At 62.2% G+C, this 12,055-nt stretch carries 10 protein-coding genes; 7 read left to right on the top strand and 3 right to left on the bottom strand.

Annotated features, from left to right (window positions below; translation table 11 throughout):
• Positions 1 to 165 precede the first annotated feature (165 nt).
• The 5 genes from J6524_RS04095 (at position 166) to J6524_RS04075 (ending at position 5,515) form a co-directional block, all read left to right on the top strand.
• Positions 166 to 519 (top strand): hypothetical protein, encoded by a 354-nt coding sequence (locus J6524_RS04095; protein WP_225669066.1) that lies wholly within the window; start codon positions 166 to 168, stop codon positions 517 to 519.
• 167 nt (positions 520 to 686) lie between these two features.
• Entirely contained in the window at positions 687 to 1,490 is an 804-nt protein-coding gene (lpxA, locus tag J6524_RS04090) for an acyl-ACP--UDP-N-acetylglucosamine O-acyltransferase (RefSeq protein WP_225669065.1), read from the top strand.
• 19 nt (positions 1,491 to 1,509) lie between these two features.
• A complete protein-coding gene (locus tag J6524_RS04085) occupies positions 1,510 to 2,367 on the top strand; it encodes an LpxI family protein (protein ID WP_225669064.1) in 858 nt (285 codons plus the stop codon).
• Positions 2,368 to 2,390: 23 nt separating this feature from the next.
• Complete coding sequence (gene lpxB, locus J6524_RS04080) at positions 2,391 to 3,554, top strand: lipid-A-disaccharide synthase (protein ID WP_225669063.1); 1,164 nt, start codon at positions 2,391 to 2,393, stop codon at positions 3,552 to 3,554.
• Positions 3,555 to 3,721: 167 nt separating this feature from the next.
• Positions 3,722 to 5,515: a caspase family protein gene (locus J6524_RS04075; RefSeq protein WP_225669062.1), complete on the top strand. Its 1,794-nt coding sequence runs from the start codon at positions 3,722 to 3,724 to the stop codon at positions 5,513 to 5,515.
• Between the two features lie 203 nt (positions 5,516 to 5,718).
• Here J6524_RS04075 and gltA read toward each other — a convergent pair whose 3' ends face one another.
• Both gltA and gltX read right to left on the bottom strand, forming a co-directional pair.
• On the bottom strand, positions 5,719 to 7,020 hold the full coding sequence (gene gltA, locus J6524_RS04070) for a citrate synthase (RefSeq protein ID WP_225669061.1): 1,302 nt from the start codon (positions 7,018 to 7,020) through the stop codon (positions 5,719 to 5,721).
• A 161-nt stretch (positions 7,021 to 7,181) separates the two neighbouring features.
• Complete coding sequence (gene gltX / locus J6524_RS04065; RefSeq protein ID WP_225669060.1) at positions 7,182 to 8,606, bottom strand: glutamate--tRNA ligase; 1,425 nt, start codon at positions 8,604 to 8,606, stop codon at positions 7,182 to 7,184.
• A 142-nt stretch (positions 8,607 to 8,748) separates the two neighbouring features.
• Between gltX and J6524_RS04060 the strand changes: the two genes are divergently transcribed.
• Complete coding sequence (locus J6524_RS04060) at positions 8,749 to 10,431, top strand: glutamine--tRNA ligase/YqeY domain fusion protein (protein ID WP_225669059.1); 1,683 nt, start codon at positions 8,749 to 8,751, stop codon at positions 10,429 to 10,431.
• A 9-nt stretch (positions 10,432 to 10,440) separates the two neighbouring features.
• The gene (locus tag J6524_RS04055) at positions 10,441 to 10,845 is read left to right on the top strand and encodes a YybH family protein (protein WP_225669058.1); all 405 of its coding nucleotides are present in this window, start codon (positions 10,441 to 10,443) and stop codon (positions 10,843 to 10,845) included.
• A 10-nt stretch (positions 10,846 to 10,855) separates the two neighbouring features.
• Here J6524_RS04055 and J6524_RS04050 read toward each other — a convergent pair whose 3' ends face one another.
• Positions 10,856 to 12,043 (bottom strand): 6-phosphofructokinase, encoded by a 1,188-nt coding sequence (locus tag J6524_RS04050; RefSeq protein WP_225669057.1) that lies wholly within the window; start codon positions 12,041 to 12,043, stop codon positions 10,856 to 10,858.
• Positions 12,044 to 12,055: the final 12 nt, after the last annotated feature.

The raw sequence follows: 12,055 nt of genomic DNA, 5'->3' as shown, positions 1-12,055 counted from the left end.
AGGAAGCTGGTATACGCAATAATGTCGGATCTTCGACAGAGCGAACTGCTTAGCTGCTCTATCAGCTCAGAGCGGTGATGCCGTGTGATCGCGCATGCGCGTTGGAACTTAGAAGCTTCGACGGACTTGTAATCTCTGGTGGCAGGTCACCGTTGAGATTGCCGCATGAAACATCCCAGAACCGTCCTGGTGCTGATAGGTTCAGCCGTTGTTTTCGTCGGGAGCGCAATGGCACGCGACGACGGGCGTTACGCCAATTCTCCGCTCAAATCCTGGTTCGATAGTCTGAAAAGCGGCAAGGGGCCATGCTGCTCCGACGCCGACGGCTCAGCCGTCGCCGACGTCGATTGGGAATCAAAGGACGGTCACTACCGTGTGCGGCTCGAGGGGCAATGGATCGATGTCCCCGACGACGCCGTCATCACTGAGCCGAATCGTGTCGGCCGAACGATGGTCTGGCCGATCAAGGGCACGCTTGGAATAACAATCCGATGCTTCCTGCCCGGCAGCATGACCTGAGGCCGCCGGCTTGCCTCTGCCGACCGATCCGAGCGTCTGGTGGATACTCGAACCGGACGCCACCCGAAACACGCCGTAACCATACGTCACTAGACAGCCCTGGTATGCCGCGCTAACCACCGGAAAACGCGACATATTCGCGTGCAACGGATGGGCTGGCTTAAGTGATGGGTACGATCGATCCAACCGCGCGGGTTGAGGATGGCGCTGTGATCGGCGAGGGGACCACGATCGGACCCTATTGCATCATCGGGCCCAACGTCGTGATCGGCGCAAACTGCAAGCTGATCTCGCATGTTCACGTGATGGGTCATACCTCCATTGGCGCTGATTGCACGATTTCGCCTTTCGCTGCGCTCGGCGGGGCACCGCAAGACCTAAGCTATCGCGACGAGCCAACGCGGCTCGAAATCGGTTCTGGCTGCACTATTCGCGAGGGTGTGACTATGAGCGTCGGCACCGTCAAAGGTGGCGGGCTAACGCGTGTCGGTGACGGCGGCTACTTCATGAACAATAGCCATGTCGGTCATGACTGCATGGTGGGCAACAATGTAATCTTTGCGACGTCGGCGACGCTCGGCGGTCACTGCGAGATCGGTGATTTCGTCTATATCGGCGGGCTCTCTGCGGTACACCAGCTCACCCGGATCGGACCGCAAGTGATGGTTGGCGGTGTCTGCGGCGTGCGCGGCGACATCATTCCGTTCGGTCTCGTCAACGGCCAGTATGCCAGCCTCGAAGGGCTCAACATCATCGGCATGAAGCGCCGCAAGTTCACCAAGGAGCGGCTCGCCAAGGTGCGCTCATTCTACCAGAAGCTGTTTCACGGGCCTGGCATCTTTGCCGAGCGGCTTAACGCGGTGCAGCCGCTGGCCGGCGAGGATCCGGCGATTGCCGAAATCCTCGCCTTCATCGCGCAAGGCAAGCACCGCCCGCTATGCCTTCCCGCCGGCGACGGCAACCGGCAGTGATGACGGGATTGCCGCAGTCATGACCTCAGCGGCTTCTGAGATTTCCTCCCCCGTCGGCGTCATCGCCGGCGGCGGCACGATGCCATTCGCGGTGGCGGATTCGCTTCAAACGCGGGGAATCGCGCCGGTGCTGTTCGCGCTGCGCGGCGCCTGCGATCCGGAGCGCGTCGGCCGCTTCCGCCATCACTGGATATCGGTCGGACAACTCGGCCGCGCGACAAAACTCTTTCGCAGCGAAGGCTGCCGCGACCTCATCTTCATCGGCACGCTCTTGCGCCCGGCATTGTCGGAGATCAGGCTCGACTGGGCAACGATCCGCGTGCTCGGCCGCGTCTGGGCGGCGTTTCGCGGCGGTGACGATCATCTCTTGTCGGGGATCGGCCGCATCCTTGAACAGCACGGTTTTCGGATGGTGGGAATCAGGGATGTCGCGCCCGATATCCTGATGCCGGAGGGCAACATTGCCCGCGCCGTGCCCGATTCCGCCGCCCTTGCCGACATCGCCAAGGGGCGGGAAGTGCTCGGCGCGCTAGGACCGTTCGACATCGGCCAGGCCGTGGTCGTGATCGACGGGCACGTGGTGGCGGTCGAGGATATCGAGGGTACGGATGGGCTTCTGGCGCGCGTGGCGTGGCTGCGCGAGGCCGGGCGTATCAGAGCCAAGGCGGGCCGCGGCGTGCTGGTGAAGGCGCCGAAGAGCGGACAGGATTTACGTTATGACCTGCCGACAGTGGGCGCCAGGACGGTCGAGGGCGCGGCCAAAGCCGGTCTCGCCGGTATTGCCGTGATCGCCGGCCATACGATTGCAGCCGACGCGCAGGCCATGATCACAGCCGCCGACAGCGCCGGCCTGTTCGTGCAGGGCCTGCCCGCGTGACGCCGTCTCGCGCAACCGCCGGGATGGAGCGGAGGATATTTCTGATCGCAACGGAAGAGTCCGGCGATCGTCTCGGCGCCAACCTGATGAAAGTGCTGCGCCAGCGCCTTGGCGATGCGGTGCAGTTCGAAGGCGTAGGCGGCCGTGCGATGGCGCGTGAGGGCCTCGACACGCTGTTTCCGATCGAAGAACTCTCGATCATCGGCCTTGCCGCGGTCGTCAAGGAATTGCCGAAGATCCTCGGGCTGATCAAGGAGACGGCGATCGCGGTGACCGAAGCGGCGCCGGATGTTCTCGTGATCATCGATAGCCCCGACTTTACCCACCGCGTTGCAAAGCGCGTGCGCGCCAAGAATCCCAGCATTCCGATCGTCAACTACGTATCGCCCTCGGTCTGGGCGTGGCGGCCGGGCCGGGCGCGCGCGATGCTGAAATATGTCGATCACGTGCTGGCGCTGTTGCCGTTCGAGCCCGAGGCGTATCGCAGGCTGCACGGGCCGCCCTGCACATATGTCGGCCATCCACTCACCGAGCAGCTGGCCTCGCTGCGCCCGAACGCCGATGAGGCGCGGCGACGGGCGGAGTCGCCGCCGGTACTATTGGTGCTGCCGGGAAGCCGGCGCAGCGAAATCCGGCACCACATGGCGGTATTCGGTCAGGCGGTGGCGCGGCTGCAGGAGCAGGGCGTGGCGTTCGAGCTGATGCTGCCGACGATGCCGCATCTGCAGGAGACGGTCGTCGATGCCGTGAAAAGTTGGCCGGTCCAGCCTCAGGTCGTGATCGGCGAGCAGGACAAGCGGGCGGCTTTCCGGATTGCGCATGCGGCGCTGGCCAAATCCGGCACGGTAACGCTGGAGCTGGCACTGGCAGGGGTGCCGATGGTGACGGCCTACCGCGTCGGCGCTATGGAAGCGTTCATCCTGCGGCGCGCGATCCGCGTCTCCTCGGTGATCCTCGCTAATCTAGCAATCGGCAAGGACGTCATTCCCGAATTCCTTCAGGAGAACTGCACGCCTGAAAAACTATCGCAGGCACTTGCCGAAGTGCTGTCGGATTCCGCAATGCGCCGGCAGCAGCTCGAGGCCTTCGCCACGCTGGACACGATCATGTCGACCGGCAACCAGCCGCCGAGCGTCCGCGCCGCCGATATCGTGCTGGCGACGATGCACAAGGCGCGGCGGGGTTAGCAAACCCTCACGTGAGGATGTGTCAACGGCTCCGCGCCTACACTGGGCCGCAGCCTCGTGTCAGCGCATCACGTGGCGGCGGGGAGTGACGAGCCTCACAGAGGCGCGCCTTTACGGTCGTCTATATTGCGATACTGTGCTTCGCATCGATTGTCCGAGGACTGTCCATGCGCACAGTTCGGCTTCTGATTTTGTTGATTTGTTTCGGCTGTCTCGGCTGTAATCCGGCGTTGGCTGAAACGCGGATTGCGCTGGTCATCGGCAATTCTGCCTATCAGAAAGTTCCGCGTCTCGCCAACCCGACGAGTGACGCGGCCGCACTCGCCGCTATGTTCAAGTCAGCGCACTTCGACTTGGTCGAGTTGAAATTCGACCTTGCCGCGACAGAGCTTCGCAGAACGCTGCGGGAATTTGCTGCCAGGACGCGTGACGCAGATATTGCCGTTGTCTACTACTCAGGCCACGGCATCGAGCTCGACGGCAACAACTTCCTGGTGCCTGTCGACGCCGCTCTTCAAACTGATGGCGATGTGCTGGACGAAACCATCTCGCTCGAGCGCGTGTTATTTGCGGTAGAACCCGCCAGGCGGCTTCGGCTCATCATCCTGGATGCCTGTCGGGACAATCCCTTTGTGAACAGAATGAGGCGCTCGCTCGCCTCGCGTGGCATCTGGCGCGGACTCGCCAAAGTCGAACCAACAACTCCGAACACGCTGATCGCGTTCGCGGCGAAAGCGGGTTCGACTGCGTCGGACGGGGACTCCAGGCACAGCCCGTTCGCCACTGCACTCGTGGAATATCTGCCCAGGCCCGGCCTCGATATTCGCCGGGCCCTCGGCTATGTCCGAGATGACGTGTTGAAGAATACCGGCAACAAACAGGAGCCTTACGTCTACGGTTCGCTCGGGGGCGACGATGTTCCTTTGGTCCCAGCGATTGCCCCTGAGGTTGCTCCTCAGCAGGATCCGCAAGCGACAGTTCGGCGCGACTACGAATTGGCGTTGCAGCTCGCTACGCGAGATGGATGGGAGGCCTTTCTTTCGCACCATCCTGAAGGCTTCTACGCCAACCTTGCCAAGGGACAGATAAACAAGATTGCCGCTGAAGACGCACGTGCGGCAGCGGCAGAGAAGGCGCGCCTCGCTGATCAGGAAAAGGCGCGCCTCGCTGAGCAGGGGGCGAGACAGGCCGAACTGGCCAAGGCCGTTGCTGCAGCGAAGGCGGCAGAGGAAGCTCGCATTGCGGCGGAGGAAGCCAAGCGCATTGCACAGGAGAAGGTTGCGGCTGCGGAAGCTGCGCGGCCCGAACAAGAGAAGAAGGGCGAGAAAGGAAATCCGGTCGCTGCTTTGGAGCAGACGGGGGCGCTGGCCGAGAAACATGCAGAGGCGAAGGTGGGGCATCAGCTTGCAGCCCTCTCGCCCCCGGCTCAGCAACACATCCCGCTTGAATTGACGGTTGCTCTCCAGGAAGAGCTTCGTCGTGTCGGATGCAACACTGGTTCTGTGGACGGTACGTGGAGCGCGGCCTCAGAGCGCTCGCTCCAACTCTTCAACATCCACGCGGGCACGGCGTTTGACACGAGGGGCGCGAGCGCCGACGCGCTCAAAGCGGTGAAGAGCAAGACCGGTCGGATTTGTCCTCTTACCTGCGATTTTGGCTATCGCGCCGAAGGCAGCGGCTGCCGCAAGATCATCTGCCCCGCGGGTTATGAGCTCAACGATCTCGGCTCGTGCAAGAAGGTCCAGGCAAAAAGGGCTGTTGGCAGACCCGATCAGACGAAGCAGAAACTAGAACCAGCCCAAGGCGCCAAGGTGGGCGCCGCGCTGCCCAAGACCCAGACTGCAGAAAAGATATTCTGCGACTCGCAAGGGTGTCGGCCCCTTGGAAAGGGCTGCAGGCTCGAAGGTGGCTGGATAGCGGGCCTAAAGAACCGTAATTCTCAATACCAGGTGTGCCCCTAAGGCGATTGCATACGTAGCGACAAGCCGCAATTCCAGCGGGACGCTGCGGAGCCTATCGTCGGGGAGCGCACATTCGCGCGGGCCGCTGGCGGCGGCCCTGGATGAGGTTCGATATCATTGAATAGGACGGACGCGCCTATAAACGCAAAAGCCGGACACGGCGACCGCATCCGGCTTTCCGTCAATCGCATGCACGACGTCGCTTAGTTCCGCTTGTCCATCGGCACATAGTCGCGGCGGGCGACGCCGGTGTAGAGCTGGCGCGGACGGCCGATCTTCTGGTGCGGATCCTCGATCATCTCGCTCCACTGGCTGATCCAGCCGACGGTGCGGGCAACCGCGAACAGCACCGTGAACATCGAGGTCGGGAAGCCCATCGCCTTCAGCGTGATGCCCGAATAGAAGTCGACATTTGGATAGAGCTTGCGGTCGATGAAGTACTGATCATTGAGCGCGATCTTTTCCAGCTCCATCGCGACCTTCAGCATCGGATCGTCGCCATGGCCGGTTTCGGCCAGCACGGCATGACACATCTTCTGCATGATCTTGGCGCGCGGATCGTAGTTCTTGTAGACGCGATGACCGAAGCCCATCAGGCGGACTTCCGAGTTCTTGTCCTTCACCTTCGCGATGAATTCCGGAATCTTGTCGACCGTGCCGATCTCCGAGAGCATCGCGAGTGCCGCCTCGTTGGCGCCGCCATGCGCGGGGCCCCAGAGGCAGGCGATGCCGGCGGCGATGCAGGCGAACGGGTTGGCGCCGGAGGAGCCTGCGATACGCACCGTCGAGGTCGAGGCGTTCTGCTCGTGATCGGCGTGCAGGATGAAGATCTTGTCGAGCGCGTCAGCCAGCACCGGGTTGATCTTGTATTCCTCGCAGGGCACCGCGAAGCACATGTGCAGGAAGTTCTCGGCAAAGGAGAGCGAGTTCTTCGGATACATGAATGGCTGACCGACGGTGTATTTGTAGGCCATCGCGGCCAGCGTCGGGACCTTCGCGATCATCCGCATGGAAGCGATCATGCGCTGCCGCGGATCGTTGATGTCGGTGCTATCGTGATAGAACGCGGCCAGCGCGCCGACGGCGGCAACCATGATCGCCATCGGATGGGCGTCGCGGCGGAAGCCCTGGAAGAAGCGGGCCATCTGCTCGTGCACCATCGTGTGATGGATCACGCGATAGTCAAAGTCCTGCTTCTGCGCCTTGGTCGGCAGTTCCCCGTACAGCAGCAGGTAGCAGGTTTCCAGGAAGTCGCCCTGCTCGGCGAGTTGCTCGATCGGGTAGCCGCGGTATTCCAGCACGCCGGCGTCGCCGTCAATATAGGTGATCTTCGACTGGCAGCTGCCGGTGGAGGTAAAGCCGGGGTCATAGGTGAACATCCCTGCCTGGGCGTAGAGCTTGGCAATGTCGATGACATCCGGCCCCACCGTGCCGCTTAGGATCGGGAAATCGTAGGTCTTGTTACCTACCGTCAGTGTTGCAGTCTTGTTGGATTTTGCGTCCATCGTGAATCCCCGATGAAATCGTTACGAAAAACCGCGTCGCCCGTGGTGCCATGAGCGAGGCAGCAGCAAGGGAGCCCGCGTTGTCTAGAAGCGGCGCCGAATGGGTTAGCTTATTGCCCTGTGCACCGCAAGATGGCCGGAAACAGCACAAGGTAGGGGCGTTACCCGGCCGCCTGATCGGCGAGGCGGGCGAGGCATTCCTCCCGCCCCAGCACATCCAAAACGTCGAAAATCCCCGGTGAAGTCGTCCGTCCGGTCAGTGCCACGCGAAGCGGCTGGGCGACGGCGCCGAGCTTGAGGTTATTTTGCTCGGCGAAATTCCGCATGGCGGCTTCCGTGGTTTCGGCGCGCCAGTCGGTGACCGCCTCCAGCGCGGCCCGGAGCCTGCCGATCAAGGCCCGGGTCTCCGGCGTCAGCAGGGCTGCGGCCTTGGCCTCGATCTGGAGCGGCCGGTCGGCAAAGATGAAATAGGCGCCCGAGATCAGCTCGATCAACGTCTTGGCGCGCTCCTTCAGGCTCGGCATCGCCCGCAACAATTGCGCGCGTGTGGTGTCGTTGAGCTTCGCCTTGAGGTCGACGCCTTCAGGCACGTAGTCGAGCACGCTCTCGAACTGCTTGAGCAGCTCGCGGTCGTCAGCCTGGCGGATGTAGTGGCCGTTGAGGTTTTCCAGTTTGGCGAAATCGAACCGTGCCGCTGAACGGCCGATGGCCGGAAGATCGAACGCGTCGATCATTTCCTGCGTGGAGAAGATTTCCTGGTCGCCATGGCTCCAACCGAGCCGGACCAGATAATTGCGCAGCGCCGCCGGCAGGTATCCCATCGCGCGGTAGGCATCGACGCCGAGCGCGCCGTGCCGCTTCGACAACTTCGAACCGTCAGGTCCATGGATCAGCGGGATGTGGGACATGCTCGGAATGTCCCAGCCGAGCGCGTCATAGATCTGCTTCTGCCGCGCCGCGTTGATCAGGTGATCGTCGCCGCGGATGACGTGGGTGACGCCCATGTCGTGATCGTCGACCACGACTGCCAGCATGTAGGTCGGGGTGCCGTCGCCGCGCAGCAGCACGAGATCGTCAAGGTTCTCGTTCTGCCAGACCACGCGGCCCTGAATCTGGTCCTCGATCACGGTCTCGCCGGTGAGCGGCGCCTTGAGGCGGATGGTCGGCTTCATGCCGGCAGGCGTCTCGGAGGGGTCGCGGTCCCGCCACATGCCGTCATAAAAGCGCGTCTTGCCTGCGGCGCGCGCCTTCTCGCGCATCTCGTTCAGTTGCTCGGGTGTGGCGTAGCAGCGATAGGCCCTGCCGCTGGCGAGCAACTGCTCGGCGACCTCGCGGTGCCTTGCGGCGCGGCTAAATTGGTAGATGACCTCGCCGTCCCAATCGAGCTCCAGCCATTTCAGCCCGTCGAGAATGGCTAATATGGCGGCTTCGGTCGAACGCTCGCGGTCGGTATCCTCGATCCTCAGCAGCATCTTGCCGCCGCGCTTCTTGGCGTAGAGCCAGTTGAACAGCGCGGTCCGGGCGCCCCCGATATGGAGGAAGCCGGTGGGCGAGGGGGCAAAGCGTGTGACGACGGGATCAGTCATACCGGACGGGACAGGCGTGTGGAATTGGCGGTGGTGTATAGCAGGATCGGTGCATAACTAAAGCCTCAGCCGCCGCAAAGTAGGCTTGGCTCACAGGGGCGAATTTGGCAGAAGGTTCGCCAATCCCTAACAGGAACTTAGGATGACCACAGAACCGGTAACGGCAGAGGCGGGGCGCGATTTCATCCGCGACATCGTCCAGGCCGATCTCTCTTCCAAAAAGCACAGCCGGATCGTGACCCGATTCCCGCCGGAGCCGAACGGCTATCTGCATATCGGCCATGCCAAGTCGATTGCCCTCAATTTCGGCATCGCGCAGGAATTTGGCGGCAAGTGCCATCTGCGCTTCGACGACACCAACCCGATCAAGGAAGAGCAGGAATATATCGATTCCATCCAGGCCGACGTGCATTGGCTCGGCTACGACTGGGGAACCGACCTCTATTACGCCTCCGACTATTTCGACCGGCTCTACGACTGGGCGGAAGGCCTGATCAAGGCGGGCTATGCCTATGTCGACGACCAGTCGCAGGAGGAAATTCGCATCAACCGCGGCACGCTGACGGAACCCGGCAAGAACTCGCCGTTCCGCGACCGCTCGGTCGAGGAGAATCTCGACCTCTTCCGGCGCATGAAGGCGGGTGAATTCCCGAACGGGACGCGCGTGCTGCGCGCCAAGATCGATATGGCCGCGGGCAACATCAACCTGCGTGACCCCGTGCTCTATCGCATCCTCCATGCCGAGCATCCGCGCACCGGCAACAAATGGTCGATCTACCCGAGCTACGACTACGCGCACGGCCAGTCGGATGCGATCGAAGGCATTACCCATTCGATCTGCACGCTGGAATTCGAGGACCACCGGCCGCTCTATGAATGGCTGCTCGACAAGCTGCCGGTGCCGTCAAAACCGCGACAGTACGAATTCGCCCGCCTCAACCTGACCTACACGCTGCTGTCGAAGCGCGTGCTGACGCAGCTCGTCCGCGATGGCCACGTGTCCGGCTGGGACGATCCGCGCATGCCGACCATTGCCGGATTGAAGCGGCGCGGCGTGCCACCGGCCGCGGTGCGCGAATTCGTCAAGCGCATCGGCGTGGCCAAAGCCAACAGCGTGGTCGATGTTGGCATGCTGGAATTCTGCATCCGCGAGCATCTCAACAAGACGGCGCAGCGGCGGATGGCCGTGCTGCGGCCGCTTAAGGTCGTGATCGAGAATTATCCGGAAGGCCAGGTCGAGGAGCTGGAAGCCGTCAATCATCCCGATGATCCGGCGGCGGGCACGCGAAAAATTTCGTTCGGCCGCGAGCTCTATATCGAGCGCGACGACTTCATGGAGAACCCGCCGAAAAAGTTCTTCCGCCTCTCGCCCGGCAACGAGGTGCGGCTGCGCTATGCGTATTTCATCAGATGCACCGGCGTCATCAAGAACGATGCGGGTGAGATCGTCGAATTGCGTTGCACCTACGATCCCGCGACCAAGGGCGGCAACGCGCCTGACGGCCGCAAGGTCAAGGCCACCATGCACTGGCTCTCGGCCAAGGATTCGGTGCCCGCGGAAATCCGCATCTACAATCAGCTCTTCTCCAATCCGAGCCCGAGCGCCGCGAACTTCGCCGCCGACCTCAATCCGGAATCGCTGGAAGTGCTGCCTGACGCCCGGATCGAGCCGTCGGTCGCAGCAGACAATTCCGGCGAGGTGATGCAGTTCGAGCGGCAGGGCTATTTCGTCCGCGACAAGGATTCCGCGCCGGGCAAGCCGGTCTTCAACCGCACCATCGGCCTGCGTGATACCTTTGCCAAGGAAGTGGGCGGCAAGGGGTGAGGTCGGTCGATGGCATTATCCGATCAGACTGCAACCGAGGACGTCGTCGCGGGCATCATGGCCAAATGGGAGGCGGCGTTCAGCAGGCTGGACGCCGAGGCCCTCGCCTCGCTTTATTCGAAGAACGCATTCTTCTTCGGCTCCAATCCGAATCTATACTGCGGCAATGATGGCGTTGCCGCTTATTTCGCCGGCCTGCCGCGGTGGTCCTCGCCGACTGTGCAATTCACCAATGTCCGGACTGCGCAAGCTGCCACCGGTTTGATCAATTTCGCGGGCACCGCGTCCTTTGTCGTCAATGGGGACGCCGAGCCCCTGGTAGTGAAAATCACTTGGGTGATCGTTCGCGAGGACGGCGACTGGAAGATCGTCAGCCATCACGTCTCATCCACGACCCCGCTGATCGAGCAGTAGTCTTGCCACCCTATGACGCGAGGTTGAGAAAGATCGGCAGCCCGCGCTTGTTGGCATAGATGGGACGGTAGCGCTCCGTGTTGTACGTGCTCGCGACGTCCAGCTTGCGCGGCCCGAGTTTGGCGTCGGGGATAGGGACAAGTTCGTAGCGACCCTCCACCAGCGCCGACATGAGGCCGGTTTTTCCTTCCAGGATGGCATCGTAGGCCATATTGCCGAAGGTCAGGGCCACGAGCTTGTCCATGAAATCCGGATCGCCCGATCGCAGATCGTAGGTGAGGTCGGAGGTGATCGTCTCCTCGCCGACGCGCCGCTTGAGTTCATCTGCAAGCGATTCCGCCACGCTCGCCTTCTTGCGGTGGCCATAGGCATCAGGCTCACCGTATTCCTGCACCTTGTAGCCCTCCCACGCGGCACCCTCGCTGAGCACGACCAGCGCGTAGTTGCTCGGGTTGGTGCGCTTGTCCTCGAGGAGCAACTGGATCAGCTTGTCGAGATTGACCCTGTACTCCGGTATGACGCACCGTATCGAGGTTGCGTATGCGCTGAAGAGCGCCGTAAATCCGGCATCGCGGCCAAAGACGCGAAAAATGCCGATTCGCTCGTGCGAGCCGACTGTGGTGCGTTGCCGCTGGATGGCGTCGCTGGCGCGGGTGATCGCGGTCGAGAAGCCGATGCAGTACTCGGTATTTCGGACGTCGTTGTCCATCGTCTTCGGGATGGCGATGATCCTGACGCCGAGCTCGTTGAGCTTCGCCGCGTAACTAAGCGTGTCGTCGCCGCCGATGGCGATCAGATGTTCAATGCCGAGCGCCGAGAGGTTCGCCAGCACCTGGCCGGTGAGGTCCCACGTTCTGGTTGCGATGCCGTCTTTGGTGCTCGTGGAGACTGGAAAATCCTTCCCGACGAGATGATCGGGCAGCTTTTTCATCTTGGACGGATTGGTACGGCTCGAGTGCAGCACGGTCCCGCCGCGCCGGTCGATAATGCGTGTATTCGCACGGTTCAGCGGGATGATGTAGTGGGCCTTGCTGGCAGGGCTCTCGAGGTTCAGGTGTGTGAGGGCCTCCCAGCCACGACGGAGGCCTACGACCTCGATGTCGTCCTCACTGCCGCGATATGTCACGCTCTTGATGACGGCGTTGAGGCCGGGGACGTCGCCGCCGCCCGTGAGAATGCCAATGCGCTTTCTTGCCATACCGACCTCCCA

Origin of the sequence: Bradyrhizobium hereditatis, assembly GCF_020329435.1 — a bacterium.
Classification (GTDB): domain Bacteria; phylum Pseudomonadota; class Alphaproteobacteria; order Rhizobiales; family Xanthobacteraceae; genus Bradyrhizobium; species Bradyrhizobium hereditatis.
This window is presented reverse-complemented; position numbering and strand designations above follow the sequence as displayed.